Raw genomic sequence first — 19684 nt, forward strand, 5'->3', positions numbered from 1 at the left:
AGTCATATATTCCCTCACCCGGTTTCCCCTGTAATCCGGGTATATTTACATTCACGTTAATTGTCTCAGGAACATGAACTTCAATAACATATGGTGCTCTCACACTTCCTTTTATAGCCATTTTTACTCTCCTTTTAATGTAAACTGATGTCATGGATGAACTCAATATCGCCCATGACTAACTTATATGAATAATCTTTACCAACAATAAATACATCATATTGCCCCTTTTTTATAGAGTCTGAGATCTTTAATGTATCTTTTCCTCTAATGGTTACAATAATTGTATCCTCCCTAATATGGCATTCAGCTGTTGCCAACAATTTGCCTGTTAGAGAACGCACTTTACAAATAGCTGTAGCGGTTGTTAGATCAACATCCCCCTGCACTATATAAGCGCGCCTAAAATCAGAACCTATATGTATCGTTTCAGATACATATTTTATTGTGTTCATAGATCACCTCTTTAATTAAATGGCATCCCTGATGCTTTATCATAGCCCGTAACATCGACAACCATATATTGAGTAGCCGTCTGCCCAGCACACCCCATAGGATATGGTGTTACAGTATCCCAATAAATTTTTTGATAAGATTTTATTTCGATACTTCGTTTACCTGTAAAATGAACAGTTTGCCATACACTCCCAGTATGTGATTGATTATCGCCTTTCGTAATATTAGGTCCCCATACTGCAGCATCGATTACCGACATAGGGATTACAGCAATATCACAATCATATGACTTAGATGGCACAGTCATTTTAGTATGCTCATTAGGAGAATACTTAGACAATGTACTGTACCAATCTTGATGATATTGGTCGATTACCCTTAAATATCGAATACGACTATCATAGATCACATCATTTTTAATATTGTATTCATCCTTCCAACTTGCTTTGAAAAATTTATGCTTTCCTAAGACTTGTAAAGCTATATTGGGTTTGCTACTTCCTACCTTATCAACGAATCTGATGCGAGGGGTGTTCGCATTGGCTGCAACGTCCTCGAAATATCCGAAACAATAAAACTTAATGCCATTTTTTACCTCATTAATCATTTCTTGTGTAATTATTGCTCCACCCTTAACAACATCAACAATAAGGGCTATGAATCTCTCTCTTTTGCGACATATCCATTGTGCTTTGAATTCATATCCCTGTGGAACAGATATTGCAATAAGTGGAGCCTCACCATGATAATTTGGCTGAGTAATATACGTTATACGAATAGCGTTTGAACCACCATTTCCGTATTGATATAGCATAGTTGGCACCATTAATGGAGTATACGTTTTAAGTTGCGTAGGAATTAATACATCAGCTGACACTGCTCTATTGCTTCCGGTCCACAATACAGCCTCTTTTTGTTTCGGTAAGCTGAGATAAACTAAATTATCATAACTATCATTAATAATAGTTGTGCCAGCTTCGTTTTTAACATTAATAAACTCCATAAACAACCCACCCCTCATATTGAAAGCCATTAATCCGCCCATTAGATAAATCTGTTTCACGAGTTACAGAAAAGTACCATGTAATAACATCATCTTTAACTTCTGCCACTAGGTACTGCCCCATAGCTGCAGCCCACACCTTTTGCCCGGACTGCAGTCCCTCAACACGTATCGTATTCTTAACGTTAGGCACCGCACTTACATATTGACGCCCTTCAATGCGTGTCAAACGTTCTTTTAGATTTAATATGATATTGCCATTTTTATCATATATTATGATATGAGGTGTCATTATTTATACTCCTTTACCATTTACCAGCACCCGAGCTTGACTCTAACGTTATTTTCCTCGTCATAAGCTGAGATTAAATTGTCCTCAATTTCTACCCGAGCCCCAGTTGTTCGAGTTCGTAATGTTCCGATAGTTGCACAAATAGCAGATAGAGATGGAGTATCAATATTCTCCGCAGTAACTGCATTGGCTTGGATCATACCTTTAGCAATTACATTGGCATCAAATACAGTTTTACTTGTTACATGGAATAGTCTCCCATCAATACGTGTGCCTGATTTACTCAAATTGATACGTGCGATTAATTTATCACCATCGATTTCGCCCAATGCTTCCGTAATACGTGCATCAAATCCATCAGACAGCTGTGTAAATCGACTTTCAACATGTTTATTTAAATCGCTTATTGATTTAGTAGTCCCATTGGCTAAATCCGTGAGTCGGGATTCAAAGCCATCAGATACCTTTTTAACTGCTGATACATCATTTTTCATGGATTCAATAGCTTTATCCATTTTATCCAGCCCAAGGCTTTCAGTATCAAGCAATTCTTTCGGAATTTTTTCTAAAATCGCTACTGGCTGCTCTGCCGTTTTAGCACCCTCACCAAAAATATCAACAAAGGCAATCCGCACTCGATATATACCGACATTCAATGGAAATGTAACTGCATTTGTAGCTGAAAAATACACGGTTTCATTAATATATACATTCATCCCTTTACAATTAGCTGGAATCGCATTTGTAAGTACCCCTACACTACCAAAGCCAGCTCTAGCAATAAATGTTGTAGGTGATTTAGGAACAGGAACATTATATTCTACATTTGCGGGTGCTCCATATCCTTTAGATGGATTGTGGGCATATAAATATACTTTTCCTTGTCGCTCGGTTAGCATTCCAGCATACGTCGTATTATTACTACGTCCAATTAATCCATCGGATTGTCCCGGATTAAGATTTGTGCGCAATTCATAATAATCAATGTCTGCATTGCGGACTTCCAACCAATTAAATTGTGCTACAGATCCAAATGTTACTGAAAAACCTTGCGGGGTATTTGGTACATCACTTTTCATTTGCACGAGAATACTCTTAGTAATTCCCTGTGAATAGTTTCCATGAGAATCCTTGACCTTAACTTTGACCTCATACGTATGACCTAGTTCACACCCACTAATAACGATTTGCCCATTACCATTGCCGCCATATTTCCACTCGCCGGCCCCTTCGCGATACCATGCTTCAGCAGTATCAAACGTGTTTAAATCCGGAGCAGTAAATGTAGCAACTACATCATATGACAGCACCCCGTCGCCTATTTTGTAATACTTTGTATATAAAGCTAATTCATTGACCTCAGGGATATAGTAAGGAGTAATCGTATATTCATAGGCTTGCACTTCATCAAGTCCTTGCTCATTAGTACCAAACATATTGCGAGATGAGAATTTAAGGTATATCTTTTTCCCAACATCTTCAGGACGATATGGTGCTCTGAATATAGCTTCATCCACACGAATAAATCGTTCATTAGCATTATGTGAAATCGCCTTTGTGCCATATTGTCCCCGCACAAGGCCTTTCAGCGTATACCAATTATCCGTATGCATTTCCACTGTTTCATAGCTCAATGCCTCACCATCTACCCAGCATAGCGTATTGCCACGCTCCGCATCTATATGAGTACAATTTTGCAATACTCCTCGATTAAGAACTATATTGCAAAAATCATTAGTTGAGCTGAATCCATATTTCATACGCCCCATGCGAGCCTGCTGGGTTATTTCTCCAATTTGACGATAACGTTGATTATCATCGGACAGCCACACAGAACACCCGCCCCAATTATCAGGAGCATTAACGCCTACGAATACTTGATTTCCTCCAACATCTCCAACTGTCTGAAATATTGCTACGTCATTGACAGATGGAGCCGGAATATTATAATCAATGAAAGGTCGTTCATTCTCATGAACGTTATATTTGGCTGGAGCATATGTGCCGGGTGGTTTCCCCTCTGCAGTAATTTCAAGTTGCCCATCTGCCGCCTCTGATACAGCAGTTATAATGACAATTTGCTTATTTAACTGACAAATATCATCTGTTAAGGTCACTATATCACCGGGCTCCAGTCTGCAAAATTCCCATGATAAATGGAATGTATACTGATTACGACTATATAGTCGTTTCATTGCTAATTGCTCGGCATAATACTGAGCTCTTGCTTTCGTATACAAATAATGGGCTTGCTTAGTCGATGCCGGACGCATTCCATTTTTTTGTACATCAGCCACAACCTCGAATGATACTGTTTCTTTCTCATAATTGTTAGCACGATTTAAGAACTCAACAGTTGCCTGATTGTAACATTCAGAGGTGTCTTTCCGCTTATAAATTACTAGTTGCCCATCGCTTCCCGGAATTAAATCATCTGCAGTTAAATCATACTGAACCTGTAAATGCGGATCCCAGTCACGGATTGACTCATCTGCAAGAGGTACTATTTTTAAGCGGTCATTAGACCAAAATAAAATCGCATTTGTAATTTCTGCGATCTCATTAATTATGGCCTGTGCTTTTTTTGCACCTTCATTCGGTGGTGTAGAAATCAATATATCAGCCGCCCTGCAATACCGTCTGTAATTATCTAACCCCTCAATTTGAGATGCATCAATACCGACACCTTTTAAGATATGCACAATATAATCTGCGGGATTCACATCAATGCCATCACCGGTGTCTAATAATTTGCCTTTGACCTCAAAATTATAGTTTGGTAAACTCCCACGCTCTCCAAGATCTACAACGCCAGCCATATATACAAGTCCACTATATGGCAATGCCTTTTCAGGGTGCTTGCTGACTACATACGGCCAAGGTTGCTGCCCTAGCCTGCCATCAAATAGAGTAAGCTGGATTTCACTTTGTGGGTATGTAAATATTTCTTTATCTATCCACACTTTACCAATCCCGGATATAGGTCCTTCACACAAACCAATAGCACATGCTACCGAGTATGTATATGTAATATTTGTGTGTTTCGAGCCCCCGCCTTTACCAGTTCGTTGAGTAGACTTATGTTCGTGAGCGGTGAAATCGTCATAATAAATTACATTCCCGGATTGTCGAGTAGTCCCTAACACTTCAGGAACTACTTCACCATACGAAGCACTATTAATTTGAAATTCATTGATGCGCTCAGCTGTTGTAGTTGAGTTATGACTGCGCCAAAAACCCATATTATGGTGTCACCTCCTCTCGAAATCGATAAACGGCACGTAATCGGCTTCGCCCTCGACTATCATTAAATATTACATCTTCCAGCTTTGAGAATATTACGCCGTAATCAACAAATGCGTGAATAACTAACCCGTTGCCAATGTATATTGCACCATGACTAATGCAACGACCAAATTGATAGAGCAAAAAGTCACCAATTTCAAGTATGTCATTTTCAAGATCTACCTTATCGGCTACCTGTTCCACATATTTGAGATATTTCTCTTCTGAATGGTGCAAATGCCACTCATTCGAGTAATCCTCAATATTCAATTTATCCTTTGGCATAAGCCCGGATTCAACAACTGCAGCCACTAGCAAATACGCACAATCAACGCCAACGCCTCTTACCATTGCATTATTTTGATAAGGAGTACCAAGCCACTTGATTGCAGCATTTGCGATTTTTTGGCCTGTACTTTCATTTGCATTTGGCTTATCGCTATCTGCTCGCTGTAGTTTGATAATATTCATCGAATGCTCTCCTTTAACGGAACATATGGAGTTGCCCTATTCCGATTAAAATTATTGAATTTTGAACGACATTCCTCAGGTGTTTTTGCACACCCCGGATATATATAGGCCTCATTACCAACTTGTGGCTGTGCATCGGCAGGAGTCATATATCGAATACGTCCGTTCTGACTATCCATAATTTGTGTAGATTGCCCTGCAAGAGGGCCATTTATCCACTCAATACCTCCAGCATTGTAATAGCCATTACTAAATGAAGAGTCAATCGTAATTGTATTTGTAGCTGGAACTGATACAACTTTTATGCGTTTTCGATACTGTTTAATATCTACGCCACACTCAGAACTATAAATGCTATAGGGACATTGAGGATAATATCGCTTACCCGGAAACTCAGTATTGAGCCTTTGCACAACTGATTTAACATCAAGCTGTAATGTAAGGCCTCCACCCTGTTTGACATTAACTTCTCCAGTAAACAAAGAAACAACCCCAATAATATGATTTTTCTCATCGAAAAAAGCTCTCTTTAAAGATAGAGTGGCGCCATCGAATCCACCATTATGAGCTACCGCCATAATCGGAACACCACCAATTTTGTCATCCTTGTTGCAAGAAATATTGACCGTTAATTTGTCTACGGCCACTTCGGAGCGTGTTTTTATTTGGTTCCGAGTAATAATTGGCCCATCACCTCGATATAACTTACCGCCATATGATACATTAGCATCAGTATCGGCCCAGTAATACGAGATTCCACTCACTAATTGCAGCTCATATAGATCACAGCTAACAAATGATTTATTCGTATTGAGATGACTATTAAGAATTTCATCAACGTGCTTCATACTTTATCACCTCACCATGCTGTAACTAATTTGAACGGTTTAGATTTATAAACGTTTCTATATTTCAAGTCGGCTGTAAAGTCGCCACTAAATACGACCTTCCAATAATATGTATAGTCAGCCGTAATAATTGCGGTAGGAGATACAGTCTGCCCACTTGCTAGACGTATAACACCTTTATCAGTGGTGCATCTAACCTCTTGACCGTCAGCATATAGCTTAACGTTTTCAACATATGCAACAGGTTCAATATAATCACCGAATTTACGAACAGCTTGCCATTCATTCTCGGCCCCGGTCCCAAGTCGAATGCCTTTTTGCGTATGGTCCTCAGGGTCAAGCCATAAAAACGGGGTTAAGCCACCTTTTACAGTGGCATAAAAGCCCATCATCGTTTCATACTGCTCTTGATTCAATACGGCAAATGATGCGGAAATAGTATATTGTGGCAGTTGCTGAGTAGTCATTGTACGTAATCTACCGGATCCACTCCGCTTAGTTTTTACATCCCAATGTTGCATTTTGCTTGAATCCCATGCAAACGTATTGATGTTAGGGAATTTTTTTAACTCTGCCATAATTACCACGTCCCCGCTGTTGATGTAAATTCACGATTATTATCTACTAAAAATTGACGTATGGTTTGACCGCCTGACGATTCAAGCCATCCCATAAACGACTGAGCATCCATAGCATTGACATGCACATGCACATCGCCACCGCCTCCAGCCTTTGAAATACCTTCACCAATTTGTCCGAATACCTGTTCAGATAATGGAACGACTGCTTCTGGATAATTACCTTCACCAATTTCTGCAAAGGTACGTCCATATGCTAGGCCACCACTTGCCAACTTCAAATTTGGTACGAGTTTTTGTGGACCGCTTCCAATGTCAAAGCCTCCACCAATATTGCCAAGTCGTCCAGCTAGTGATGCAACAGAACTCATCGCAGCACCTGTAGCCGATGCAGCACTCCATGCAGCCATGCCGGCTGTAGCACTAGCGCCCCATGTAGCCATTGCCATTTGTTGAGCTAGTTGAGTTGCTAACGGTAACTGAGCCTGTAATGCAGCATTATTTGCTGCAGCCGTTTGGCTAGCCATCATCTTACCGAAGATCATCTGTTGAAGTTGAGCCGCAATCCATTTAGCTACAGTATCCGCGATTGTTTTTAAAATAGCATTTCCAATATTTTGAAACGCTTTCTCTAAACTTTGCGTGCCCTGTATCAATTTAGATATGCCCTCTTGCATGCTATCAATGCCTGCATTCGCCATATCAAAGAACATCTGCTGACTATTAAAATGGCTATCCATAACCGCCTGCTGATACTCTTCAAGAAGCTGTTTTCGTAACTCATAATTTTGCTGGGTCGCTACATATTCATCAGTCAAAGCCTGTTGTAGCGCTTCAAAATTTTGCGTACGCATTGCTTCTTTAATTGCCCATTCTTCTTCGGCACTTGTACGAATTAAATCAAGCCTTTGATTTTCAAAGTTTTCATTCATCGCCATTAATTCTGCATTTTCACGCTCTTTAAATGTAAGACGATTGCCCACTAATTCATATGGCGTGTTAGTATCTTGCAACATCTTAATGTATGCAGCCCTATCACGTTCCGTCATTTCAGCAAATTTATCAGATAATTCCTGATATTTGTCTTTAATCGAATTAACCGCATCATCTTGCTCTTTAGCTAACTTAGTTAGTGGCGATTGTGCCCCAGTTGAATCACGTTCAGCAGTATTAAACTTAAATGCAACATTCATATCACGGATAGAGTTTTGTAATTCACGCAATCGCTTGGCCTCTTCATGCATCGCATCCTCACGCTTACGGGCATACATTTCCATGATTTTTTGCTTATCCTCTTCATAGTGGATATTGTTTGCTTTAGATTTCTCTAACTCTTCAAGTTCCTTATCCCGCCATTGCTCCGCTAATTGAGCACGGGTCCCGAACATCTCTGTCCACGATTCAAGGATTTGACGATGCAATCGTTTTGCTTCTTTTTCAGCATCCTTGTGACTGCCAGCACCTTTGCCCTTCTTCCCTTTTTTGCCACCAGTTCCATAATCACCGCCGGCATTTCCGAAATCTACTTCACCACCAGTTGAAGGGTTTAGGCTATCACCAATACTTCCGAATAAATCTGCAGTATTATTGCCAAAATCTTCAGCCGCCTGTGCATCAATCAAATTTAATTCATCAATTTTACTTGCTGATGTATTGAAAACAGATGCAATTTTACCTGAAACAGCATTAATGCCACGAATGAGCGCATTAATCATGCTGAGAATACCATTAATAGCCCATGTAACTGTATGGACGATTCCCATCCATATGCTTTTCATAGTAGCGCCAAAACCATTAGTGGCAATTTCACTGGAAGCAAGTGCAGCAACTAATACAGCTAAAACTGCAACAACTAAACCAATCGGATTGGCTGCTAATACAGCATTAAATACAGCCGTTGCCCCTGCCGACGCTAACGCTCCAACAGCATGTGCAGCTTGTGCAGCATTAAGAATCAATATTCCAGCCCTATATGCTCCCATAACTGCTGTGGCTGTTGCAATAGCTGTTCTTATTCCCAAAAATACAGCCCTTACTGTACCTGTTGTAGCCGCCCAAGCCTTTGTAACTGCATTTATAGTGGCGATTGCAGCCCCTTGTACGGTTATTGTTCTAGTAAATGCAGCCGCAGCAATGCGAGAAGCAACCATATATGTTGTAATTCCAGCAAATGTAGCAACTGCTGGAGGGCCAATAGCAACTAATACAGATCCAAAATTTTGCAATGCCTGTATATTTAATCTAACCGCAGTAGTAACCCAAGAAAATGCTCCTGATATGCCACTAATAGCAACACGGGCAACAGCTGCCAAGCCTTGAAATACCACACCAATCCCGTTTAATGCTTCTTTAAATTCACTGCCAGCCGTCATCTGCGTCAAGTTTTCCAATACTGGCTGAAACGCTTGTATTGCTTGGTTTTGAATCGCATTCCCTACTTCTGCAAAAGTCATAGGAAGTTCAGCAAATTTAGCGTTTGTTTCATCGGCACTATTAAACATTGCATTTTTAATAACCTCTGCTGTAATTAAGCCTTGTGAGGACATTTCTTTTAGCTGGCCCATAGGCAAACCCATTTCTTGTGAAATAGCTTGTGCTAATAATGGAGCATTTTCCATAATGGACCTAAATTCGTCCCCTTGTAACTTACCAGCTGCCATTGCTTGTGTGAGCTGATACATAGCGGAGGTTTGTTCTTGAATCGATGCCCCGCCGATCTTAAATTGTTTATTCATCTGTTCAACGAAAGCAATGGTTTCATCATTTGAAGAGAACGCATCTTTTGCTAAAATTCCCAGCCTACCAACAGCGCCTGCCATATCAAGGTATGATCCACGAGTACGCTCAGCAGCTGCATATACCTTGTCCATAATTTCAGCAGTAGACTGTGTACCGTCATTAATCATATTGATGCGGGCTTTTATTAATGCATATTTATCACTTAGTTCAGCCCCCGCCTTTACAGCCTCTTTCGTAGCGGTTGCAACTGCTGTTATACCTACAGCCGCCCCCGCAATGGATAGGCCTTTTGACATTTTCTCGCCTAATTCCGCAAGCTTTTTGCCAAGAACCTCATCAGCTTTTTGACCGACTCTATCAATAGCTTGCACAGCCCCAGCAGAAGTGCCATTAATTTTGACATTAATTTGTTTATCTGCCATTATTCGATTTCACCCCCTCCCGATTCAATCCATTCACGTTTGAATTCTATTTCCTCTTTCATTCTGTCAAGCTCCGTAGGTGGATAAATATGTTTCATAAGATCCTCTACGGTAATTTTTTTGCCTTTAGCAATTTGCATATTAGCTAATAATGAAAAAAAGAATGCTTGAATACTATGTTCTCGCCTTGCTCTAGCCTCATAGCCCTCTAATAGCTTATAAAACTCCATAACCGATAATCGCTTATATTCCCAAGGTTTTAATTGCAGTACTCCATATGCATTCTTTTCATTGAATCGATACCACTCAAAAAAAGAGGGGGCATCAGCCCCCTCTATTAGTTTTTTTCGTTTAAAGCCTCCTCAGCTTCAATGTTTGCATTATCTTCCTCGGTGGCTTCCTCAGGGAACTCCTGATAATAAATCTTTTTACCCATAACGCCACTGGCGATGAGTGCTTTTTGTACAGTAATCATCAATTCATTGAAATTGAAGTCCGTATTGTTCATCATTTCCTGAATTTTTTCTTGATAGAATACCGAGGAACGTCGTTTGTAGTGCGCAAGCCCAATTTCAAAGGCAACCAATACCTCCGTCATGCCTAAGCCTTCTGCAAGAATACGACCTATAGGCTTTTTCAATACAGCTTCTAGCTGTAAAATACGCCCAATATTAAAATAGATTTTTTCACCTTCGCCAAAGTATTCACATGGGATTCGTTTCATTATAAAAGCCTCCTGAGATTATAAATTAAACGGTTTTTAATTCAGACAATGGACCATCGCCGTTAAGTGTGATTTTACGAGTAGCCACATCATCGTGTGCGCCAGTCGTAGAGTTATCTGTGATAGATGCCCAGCCTGTAACATATGATTTATCAGGATATTCATATTTGATATGAATACGTTCATCATTCAAGAACGCCTGATATACGACTTTTAAAGTTTCATCATTAAGCATCAAAATTGATTCAACTTCGGTGGACCATTCTTTCATGCCCGGTAATGTAGTTTTCCAACCGCCTGTACCTTTATGAGAAGCGTCAATAGAGTCCGCCTTTAAATTCAAGTCGCCTGTTCTTTGACCGCCCAACAATTCCCATTTTGCACCGGTAGTTTCATCGGTACCAACATTGATGTAGATCAATATATTTTTACCCATAGCGACAAGAGATTTCTTGCTTTGCTTTAACGCAGTTAAATTTTTTGCTGGTTCTGGCATTAATATATATCCTCTCTTTCATTCAAATCAAAAAGGCGAGCCTCAATAGTGTACTGAGTGCCCAATAATGGGCGTATACTATCATGGTCGCCTACTTTATTTACGACATGGAGATCAACGATTTGAAATCCACAATCTAATACGCATACATCTTCATTAAGTTCTCCACATGCTTTACGGAACGCTAATAATATAGCGTCAACCTTATTCTCGAGATCAACTAATTGTGGATAACCTTTATCGAATTCTTTTGTGCCTGTTTTAGTCCAAGCTTCAAGATACAACGTAACTTTTAAATGCACATCATCATCTTTTTGCTCTTGTCCCCGACCAATCATAACAACACCATTGGCCGTTACTCCAGCATTCTGTGGTATTGTAAGCCCTAGCCGAGTATCAATACCTAAATTAGTGCCATTAAATACATCTTGTATGCGCTGCATTAATTCATACCATTGCATATGTCACCCCCTAAATATTTCAACGGAACGATATCCCTTATATTCAGTAGGGTTGCCGGTTAACTGTTCAGGCGTGATACGAGATTCTAATTGCTTGATACGAGATTCATAATATTCTAATTTTTTAGAATAAAAGTCGTCTGTTGAGCCGTTATTACTGTAAGAACCCGGCAATGCAAATGCTTTATTTACGCATACTTCACGATAGATATAAGCGAGCACTAATTCGTCAGTGGTAAAACTACGAATAATCTTATCCGGCTTTACACCTAATCGATTACCAAATGCATATAACCACTGTTCGGCCTTTCCAACAGTACTGGCCGTTACTTCATCGCCTAGTAACTCATCATTAAATAGCTCCGCCATATCTTCAAATTTGTACAGCATATTTAAAACCCCTTATATATTAAATGTTATTAAATATTCGTCTTTAACTAACCCACGAGCCACATCATCCAAGGCATGGCCTGTATATTGTGAAAATATATTAATAATGTTTGGTATATTATTTTCCAACGCATCATATAAGAATGGATCAGGTGCCGTTCCCGGATGAAATACCCTCCGAGCAAACACGAAGCCATTCCCACCACGAGGGACAAATCTTAATACCTTTTTGAATCGTGGATTAATCACATGAGCTGGCGTTCCCTCATGCACAAAAGGGCCATATTTCGCAACATCAATGTCAAGAAATACGACCCCTTGCATGCCACTATTAGAAATTTGATAATCAATCGCCTTTTCAAGATTACCTGTTTGAGAGGTAAATCTATGTTGTTCTTGCGCAGTTTCTCTCACATCTATAGTGCTTGCTTTTACAGCCTGACGAATACGCTTTTCAAATATAGCCCGGCTATTCATAGCAATTATTTTTTACCGGAACCCTTGCCGGAGGTTTTATCCTCAGGATTTTTATCCTTAGGACCCTCATCCTTTGGCTCTTTGTCCTCAGGATCTTTATTCTCAGGGTTTGTATCCTCAGGATTTTTATCCTTAGGCTCTTTATCAGCCTTTGAGGTTGTATTTTTAGGTTCCTTTACAGGTTTATCTTCCACAACTTCATAGCCGTGCTCTTTAAACCATTCAATGTGGTTGGCATCTTCGGTGAAGCCTTCGCCATTCACAAATACAACTGAACCTGTTTGACCTGTATAATCAGGTACTGGAGATTTAATAATCGGCATAATTGACCTCCTTATTTAACCTTAATTTTACGGAATACGCCTGCTGCCTTAGATGCTTTTAATGCAACAGCGGCAACCATTTCGACCTCGCCTTTTTTAACTGCACCAGCGTTGGTGAAGTCAGGCAACCACAAATTAACCACATTATCGCCAGCCAAAGAAACACCGTGGAAGCCATCGATGCCAAGACGAGCAACATACAATGATGTTTCGCCCTGACCGTTAATGCCAATTACAGGATCATTGGAACCAGCTTTTGCACCAAGATCAACCAATGGAGTTACGCCATAGTATTCAACTTGTTGTCCGAATTCGTTTAGTTTAGTAGAGTACATCGCAGACCGACGAGCAACTGCACGAATTTTAGCAATCAATTTGGTGTTACCCATAATTGCAGATGGTGTGCCATCCAAGGCCAAAAGGAACTCATCAAGTTGATCAAGGAATGCTTTGTAATTTGTATCAATAGCAGCGCTATCAGATAAATCGATTGCTGCTGTTGGTGTGTATTCAGTAGAGGAGCCTAAAAGCGCTTTATCCAAGCCATCAAACGCTTTAGAATTAACGCCTGAATCGCCATTGATAACCGTATCATTGAATAATGCAGCTGCAGCTTTTACCTTTTGCTCAATTTGCAAGGTAGTTTCATCAACAATACCGCCCATCTTAGCGATTACACGGTCGATATCAAAGGCACCGCCGAATACTTTCAAATCAACGGTATAACGTTTACGAGTAACAGATTGTGGAGTATATTCCGAATTAATGTCACGGAAATCTGCTGTAGGTTGAGTGAGTAAGCGAGTGTAGCCATATGTTAACGTGCCACCACCACCGGTAGGAGATACACAATCATCGAAAGTTAAGTTATCAAATAAAAAGGACGATTTGCGGAACTCATCAATAATCCCCATTTGCAAATCGTCTTGTACGTTAAGTTTTGCTTCAGCTAATGTAATTGCCATTAGTTAAATACCTCCATTAAATAAATTATTCACATTGTTGGGCTTCAATAGCTGCCGCTACAGCCCCTTTTAATCCAGCAGGCTTGTTGCCTTCTCCACCATTACCGGCGCCACCGTTTCCTGAACCGCTTCCACGTTTTTGACTATCTTTAATCGCATAGTCTTTCCCTTTAAGCCATTCATCAACGCAATCGTCAACAGTTCCACTGGTCCCGTCAGATTTAACATATCCATAAGTGCCATCTTCATTGACCTTAATTTTGCTAACAATCAATTTGGAAAATTCTTTTGGATCCATAGCATTGCGCTTTGTTAAAGAATCTACAACTGCTGCAGCTATTTCGGATTGGATACGTTGTGCATCAGCATCTTCACGGGCTTTACGTTCGGCTTCTACGGAATCTTCTAAGGTTTTAATCCGTTCTTGCATGGCAACGATGCCGGCATCATCCTTAATCCCTGTGGAGTTAATTTTTTCTAACTTGCCTTGCGCCTCAGCAAGCAAACGTTCGGAGGCTTCTTTTGCCGCCTTAGCCGTTTTTGCCTCATCATTTTTGGCGTTAAATTGACTTTTGGACACATAATTCTCCCCATAATCCTTAGTCACCGCCTCTGCCTGCTCTTCTGTTAATCCTAACTTGATTAATTCCTCTTTTGTCATCTGTATGACCTCCTGTAAAATATACCTTTCCCACTTCGCTTTATTTTCGTGTGCCACACCACACGACTGCGGTCTCGTTCTTTTTCGCCTGCGATACTAAAAAGGCAAATAAAAAAGCACCTGCATAAGCAAGTGCTTGATTGGTTAAATTAAGTTTTAAATTTCTCGTATTTCTGCGATTTCACTGGCATACAATTCATATTCGTCAACATATATTGATGCTTCATCAGGCTCATTATTTGCACCTGATGTAAACGAATCTAATTTACCAGTCATAGTGTCACCATCAACGAATCTGACTTCTACATCTTCTGAACGAATCTCATTATAGCGTTTATAAAGTTGTTCTTCTGTCATTTCCGTTCACTTCCCTTTGGCACTATATGAATACCCTTTCCTGATACATGTACAGTTGCAAGGCTAGTTTTCTGCTTTGTTCCTCTCCTTGCATTTACATCATACCCAATATGAGGGGATATATCAACCATTATTTTATGATTCCAATCGCCCTTTCGAGTAAACCTAATACCACTATAAACGCCTTCCTGTATCGCCTTTATAACATCAGCATGAGGTATTTCATGGCTATAATAGCTTTTATTTTGCGTTTTATCGTAAAGCTTACCACCTTTTATATGCATGCTTTGCCGCATCACATAACTACTATTAAAGTATGGTGAGTTAATGTAATCAATAACACGATGTCTAACATCATCTATTGTTTCAAACTCCCGACGCTTTGAAAGATCCTCAATATTAATTTTTCCATTCTTAATATAATCTTTCAACGACTCAATAACAGGCAGTCTGCTTTTGAATACAGCACCATCCCACCCCCTAGCTTCCTCAGTCCATGATGCGTGCCCATTCATTACTAAATTGCGACCATTTACGCCTAAAATGCGCTCTTGTTCCCTCTTTGGTAACGACTTCAAATACGCTAGCCCTCCAGCTTCTATATTTGGCTTGGCTGATGCAGTATCAATCATGCCTTCTATAATTGGCTTAATTCGGCATATACAATGCGGATGTGCAGGTAAATGAGGAAATTTATCCTTAGGGTAAATGCCTTTCCCAAGTCCATATAAATCAGCATTTGCATAAACGTCACATATATCAACCACAGGATGTCGTGTGCTCAATTTCCATTGAAATGCAACTACATCAGGAACATCCATATGCCTTGCAATTTCACCCTCTGCATATGCACGAGCCCTTTCAGTTCTAGCAATACGTTCAGCATGATAACGAGCCTTTTCCTGTGTCGCAACATATATGGCATGATTTAAAGCTGCTGTATTGCTCTTTTCAATAGCATCAATCAACTCACCATATGCGGCTCTAAGTCCCGGAGTAGTTTCTTGCTCAACTAATCGGCGGACTTTACGAAGCTGATATTTAAGCATATCTTTCCCAGCTTCATCATTAGGCAACGGAATGGGCAACTTGCGAAGCTTCTCCAAAAAATAAGGCAACTCAGCTTTTGAAATTACAGAATTACCACCATAGCCATCGAATATAGCCTTTGCTGTAGCTAATGTATCCTGTCCTTTCTTCATTGCATCGGATATTGCTTCTGAAACATCGTTTTTGACACGACTAGACGCATTATGTAGTCGCTCAGATAAGTTTAAGCCATCAGGTGCCCACGCATCTTGCATGGCCTTAGAAATCGTTTTTAGACTATATGGCATGCCTTTTATAATAGCACTTTTAATTGCATTGCCGGTTACGCCAATATCAACCCCATATCCTTTGGCACATTCACGAATTAACTCAGATATTAAAACACCCCGCATGGCATCCATAACGGGGTATTTATTATACGCTTTTCGTACTGCAGTTTGTGGGGCATAACCAGCTTCTAATAATCGTCGAATTTCATTTTCAAACTTATCTATGGTATCCTGAATAGTTTGTTCTGTAGTCTTATTCATCTACATCATCGCCCTCACTACTGTTTGAATATGTGACATCAAGAACATCTTGTTGTGTTGAATCCTCAATCTCTTTAATGATATCGTCATAAACCTCGTCATCGATGTTTGGCATATATCCATCGATAACTCTTTTAACAACTTCCGTATAATATGTTTTAGATTTAAAGCCAAGATCTAATGCCTGTTGCCCCTGCGATAATACATCAGCTACATCATTAATATCAAAATCTCTTGGATATTCACATTTATATGACAAATTCTCACTTGTCCACAATTCATATAGTTCAATGATTGCTTTTTCCGCATTCTCGCATTGTACTGCAAAATTCGCCAGCCGTTGGTTGGTTCGTTTAAAAGCCCATTGTTTTGCGACACCGGATTTTTCTTGCTGAACCCCTACTACAGAATCAACTCCACCAATACGGTACATCTCCTTAATTTCGGAGGCTTTTTCTTCCATAATAATCTCAGCTGGTCCTTTATCCGGCGCAATATATGCTGGCGGATGACTAGACTCAGATGGATACAACAATACATTATTAACCCCAAGGGTTAGATCCTCAACACTTTCATCTGATGGCATTGTTAAAGTAGAGAAGGTTTGAGAATTAAGTATTTGCGTTAACAAGCTATCCAAATGATATAGACGATAATTCTTTTGAGCAAGTGAGTAAAATTCTGGATGAGGCAATACTGTAGTTTTTTTAGTACTCCGACCGAACCATTGGACTACAGGCACACGGCCGAGGTTATGTTGTCCCTCTGAAATAACGCCTTTCCCTTTGTCTCGAATTTTCCAGTCGGTATCAGTCCACTCGTGATAAATAATCTTTGTGCCACCATTATCATCAATGATTGACTCTTTATATTCAAAACGAATAATGCGCCCCTCATTATCTAATTTCCAACCGGTTACATCAGCAGGGGCAACAGATAGCAAATAAGGAAGCCGTCTATCCTTCACATTGTCGGCGACGCTTGCGCCAAATTCAGCCACGTTGTTGACAATAACATAAACCACGCTATATAGCTTTGCAATTAAAGCCTGCTGTTGGATATATTCTTGTAATGATGTTCCCAATCTATCAGCATTCTTTAAAAATACATCAAATTTTGCTGTAGAATTGTACTCACGTCTAATCTCATCATTGAAAATGGGGTCAACGTTAGCATTAACAATCGGTGCAATATGATTGGAATAGCTAGACAATGCCTTCCGAAAATTATAATTATCTAGGCTCTCTCTTGGGTGCTGTTTTAATCCTCGCCCTAACGAGAACAGCCCGGAACCATAATATGCATCATGCAAAAGCTTGTATGCATATTTCTGTTCGCTACTAATATACATGAATAGATTAACCTCCTAATAAATATCGGAATTAATGGACTTAATAACTGGAGCATTTAACCGCTCAACAACACCAGTTGTTGCATCCGGTGCATCATCATGAGCATTTTTCCCCTTACGTTGATATTTGTACATGGCCGAATAGTATTCCGGCCATAGTTCTTTAAAGTTTTCCGGATATAATACGTGATCCATAACTTGTGTAGAGTTAGATAATATTCTAGCCTCTTTATTTTTGCTTTGATGGAACGTGACAATCTTAGTACGATTGCCGGGATATTCTTCTTTAAGAATTCGCTTAACATTACGAGCGAATCCACGGCCACCGTTATTAGATTCAATATCACTAACATTCACCCCATTACGATGCAATAATTCTGCGGTTTTCCTTTCGGTAATCTCCATAGGCGCATCAGTAAATAGAATGTCCAATATATAAGCATTATCGTTATAAACGCCGTACACAATAGCACATAGCCAATCTTCGCCAGTATCAGCAGAATCAACATATGCCTTGACTGCAGAAAATAAAGGATATCCCTTATCATCTCTTGGGATATCCTTATAAGTACTGAAATATGTATATAGCCTACCCTTAACATCGATAGGCTCTTGCTGATAGTTAGCTGATGCAATATCTTCACCCATCGCTCTGACTTTAGAAAGGTAGCTGTCTTTTGATAACACGTCATCACATAACATAGTGCCATCATCCTGCACGGCTTTCATCATAATAACTTTAGGCTTAAATTTGGGATCATCAGCAAAATGTTCAATGGCTCGGCCAGCTAAATCATCACTGGCCCAACGAGTCATAATGATGATTATTTTTCCGCCTTCCTCTAAACGGGAAAGCATCGTATTGGTGAACCAACTCCAGTGAGCTTCTTTAACATTTTCATTATGTGCTTCCTCAGCATTTTTAATGATGTCATCAATAATTAAAAGCGAAGCACCAAAGCCAGTAGATGAACCATCGGGCGAGGTCGCTAAATAGCTATTATAGCCATCTTTTAACGACCACATGTGCGCAGCACCGTCGCCCTCTTTGATTTCTACACCACAAAAGACATCTGAAAATACAGTAATATTATCGTCTGCCTTAATTTCCTTAATAGAATCACGCACACCCTTTGCAAACGACTTTGACAACGTGGCATTATATGAGCCAGTCATAATCTTTTCTTTATGATTTTTACCAAATGCCCATTTAACCAAGTTCTGAGCGGTGCGGCTTTTGCCATGACGAGGAGGAAGATTTACAATAAGCACATTGTAAATATCACTTTCATAGAACTCTTGCAGGGCATTACATAGCTCTACTAAATATTGGCGGTCAGTCCTATAAAAATCGCCTTCTAGCAGATGGCAATAATAAAAGAACTCACGTCGTGCGAGTTCTCTTTTTGCTTGAACTATGATTTTATCTTGTTTAGTCATGGCCTATCAACTTCTTAATATCGTCGGTAGATACACCATCGAAAGGGTTATTGACCTGAGCTTTAAGTTCCATTTCAGTTTGGTCCTTTTGTCCCAAGAACTGCTTGCCAAGAAATATTGCCATTGCTGCAGATCTATCAGCGAGTTTCCATTGCTTACGTCGTAAACTTATCTTTCCCGCACTTCTCTTTTCTGCAAAAATGTCGGAGAAAGTCTTTCCATATGTTCGCTTGCACCAAGCATTGAGCGTCTTATCAGAAACACCGAGCACAAGCAGAATTTCGTCCTGTGTCGCCTGTATCTGACACATAGCTTCAAACTGTTCCTGCTTAATGACTTTTTTCGGTCTACCAGTTCTTGCCATC

22 protein-coding genes are annotated in these 19684 nt (G+C 39.9%); all 22 read right to left on the bottom strand.

Annotation, left to right across the window (positions count from 1 at the left end; genetic code table 11):
- Positions 1-134 precede the first annotated feature (134 nt).
- The gene (locus HMPREF0874_RS03885) at positions 135-455 is read right to left on the bottom strand and encodes a hypothetical protein (protein WP_008601646.1); all 321 of its coding nucleotides are present in this window, start codon (positions 453-455) and stop codon (positions 135-137) included.
- Between the two features lie 11 nt (positions 456-466).
- Positions 467-1459 (bottom strand): hypothetical protein, encoded by a 993-nt coding sequence (locus HMPREF0874_RS03890; RefSeq protein ID WP_039965083.1) that lies wholly within the window; start codon positions 1457-1459, stop codon positions 467-469.
- Positions 1446-1751: a hypothetical protein gene (locus HMPREF0874_RS03895; RefSeq protein WP_008601648.1), complete on the bottom strand. Its 306-nt coding sequence runs from the start codon at positions 1749-1751 to the stop codon at positions 1446-1448. Before HMPREF0874_RS03895 ends, HMPREF0874_RS03890 begins: the two co-directional genes overlap by 14 nt.
- A gap of 20 nt (positions 1752-1771) precedes the next feature.
- Positions 1772-4993 (bottom strand): phage tail protein, encoded by a 3222-nt coding sequence (locus tag HMPREF0874_RS03900; RefSeq protein ID WP_008601649.1) that lies wholly within the window; start codon positions 4991-4993, stop codon positions 1772-1774.
- A 1-nt stretch (position 4994) separates the two neighbouring features.
- Positions 4995-5507, bottom strand: coding sequence for an NlpC/P60 family protein (locus tag HMPREF0874_RS03905; RefSeq protein WP_008601650.1), 513 nt, complete (start codon positions 5505-5507; stop codon positions 4995-4997).
- Positions 5504-6355: a DUF2163 domain-containing protein gene (locus HMPREF0874_RS03910; RefSeq protein ID WP_008601651.1), complete on the bottom strand. Its 852-nt coding sequence runs from the start codon at positions 6353-6355 to the stop codon at positions 5504-5506. The genes HMPREF0874_RS03905 and HMPREF0874_RS03910 overlap by 4 nt, the downstream gene beginning before the upstream one ends.
- An 11-nt stretch (positions 6356-6366) precedes the next feature.
- The gene (locus HMPREF0874_RS03915) at positions 6367-6933 is read right to left on the bottom strand and encodes a DUF2460 domain-containing protein (RefSeq protein WP_039965085.1); all 567 of its coding nucleotides are present in this window, start codon (positions 6931-6933) and stop codon (positions 6367-6369) included.
- A gap of 2 nt (positions 6934-6935) precedes the next feature.
- Complete coding sequence (locus HMPREF0874_RS09840) at positions 6936-10094, bottom strand: tape measure protein (RefSeq protein WP_008601653.1); 3159 nt, start codon at positions 10092-10094, stop codon at positions 6936-6938.
- Positions 10094-10324 carry a hypothetical protein gene (locus HMPREF0874_RS03925; protein ID WP_008601654.1) on the bottom strand — a complete coding sequence of 77 codons (231 nt, stop codon included), beginning with the start codon at positions 10322-10324 and terminating at the stop codon, positions 10094-10096. The genes HMPREF0874_RS09840 and HMPREF0874_RS03925 overlap by 1 nt, the downstream gene beginning before the upstream one ends.
- 107 nt (positions 10325-10431) lie before the next feature.
- A complete protein-coding gene (locus HMPREF0874_RS03930) occupies positions 10432-10818 on the bottom strand; it encodes a hypothetical protein (protein ID WP_008601655.1) in 387 nt (128 codons plus the stop codon).
- 25 nt (positions 10819-10843) lie between these two features.
- Positions 10844-11314, bottom strand: a complete 471-nt coding sequence (locus tag HMPREF0874_RS03935; RefSeq protein WP_008601657.1) for a phage tail tube protein — start codon at positions 11312-11314, stop codon at positions 10844-10846.
- The gene (locus HMPREF0874_RS03940; protein WP_008601659.1) at positions 11314-11775 is read right to left on the bottom strand and encodes a hypothetical protein; all 462 of its coding nucleotides are present in this window, start codon (positions 11773-11775) and stop codon (positions 11314-11316) included. The genes HMPREF0874_RS03935 and HMPREF0874_RS03940 overlap by 1 nt, the downstream gene beginning before the upstream one ends.
- Before the next feature lie 3 nt (positions 11776-11778).
- The gene (locus tag HMPREF0874_RS03945; protein WP_008601660.1) at positions 11779-12165 is read right to left on the bottom strand and encodes a hypothetical protein; all 387 of its coding nucleotides are present in this window, start codon (positions 12163-12165) and stop codon (positions 11779-11781) included.
- A 12-nt stretch (positions 12166-12177) separates the two neighbouring features.
- Positions 12178-12642 carry an HK97-gp10 family putative phage morphogenesis protein gene (locus HMPREF0874_RS03950; protein WP_008601662.1) on the bottom strand — a complete coding sequence of 155 codons (465 nt, stop codon included), beginning with the start codon at positions 12640-12642 and terminating at the stop codon, positions 12178-12180.
- Positions 12643-12647: 5 nt separating this feature from the next.
- Positions 12648-12965, bottom strand: a complete 318-nt coding sequence (locus tag HMPREF0874_RS03955; RefSeq protein WP_008601664.1) for a hypothetical protein — start codon at positions 12963-12965, stop codon at positions 12648-12650.
- Between the two features lie 11 nt (positions 12966-12976).
- Positions 12977-13930 carry a major capsid protein gene (locus tag HMPREF0874_RS03960; RefSeq protein ID WP_008601667.1) on the bottom strand — a complete coding sequence of 318 codons (954 nt, stop codon included), beginning with the start codon at positions 13928-13930 and terminating at the stop codon, positions 12977-12979.
- Between the two features lie 25 nt (positions 13931-13955).
- A complete protein-coding gene (locus HMPREF0874_RS09845; RefSeq protein ID WP_008601669.1) occupies positions 13956-14591 on the bottom strand; it encodes a hypothetical protein in 636 nt (211 codons plus the stop codon).
- 156 nt (positions 14592-14747) lie between these two features.
- The gene (locus HMPREF0874_RS03970; protein WP_008601671.1) at positions 14748-14948 is read right to left on the bottom strand and encodes a hypothetical protein; all 201 of its coding nucleotides are present in this window, start codon (positions 14946-14948) and stop codon (positions 14748-14750) included.
- Entirely contained in the window at positions 14945-16528 is a 1584-nt protein-coding gene (locus tag HMPREF0874_RS03975; protein ID WP_039965091.1) for a polymorphic toxin type 50 domain-containing protein, read from the bottom strand. The genes HMPREF0874_RS03970 and HMPREF0874_RS03975 overlap by 4 nt, the downstream gene beginning before the upstream one ends.
- Positions 16521-17879, bottom strand: a complete 1359-nt coding sequence (locus tag HMPREF0874_RS03980; RefSeq protein ID WP_008601676.1) for a hypothetical protein — start codon at positions 17877-17879, stop codon at positions 16521-16523. The genes HMPREF0874_RS03975 and HMPREF0874_RS03980 overlap by 8 nt, the downstream gene beginning before the upstream one ends.
- Positions 17880-17894: 15 nt before the next feature.
- A complete protein-coding gene (terL, locus tag HMPREF0874_RS03985; protein WP_008601677.1) occupies positions 17895-19319 on the bottom strand; it encodes a phage terminase large subunit in 1425 nt (474 codons plus the stop codon).
- Positions 19312-19683 (bottom strand): hypothetical protein, encoded by a 372-nt coding sequence (locus tag HMPREF0874_RS03990; RefSeq protein ID WP_008601678.1) that lies wholly within the window; start codon positions 19681-19683, stop codon positions 19312-19314. Before HMPREF0874_RS03990 ends, terL begins: the two co-directional genes overlap by 8 nt.
- Position 19684 lies beyond the last annotated feature (1 nt).

Origin of the sequence: Veillonella sp. 6_1_27 (genome assembly GCF_000163735.1) — a bacterium.
Taxonomy (GTDB): domain Bacteria; phylum Bacillota; class Negativicutes; order Veillonellales; family Veillonellaceae; genus Veillonella; species Veillonella parvula_A.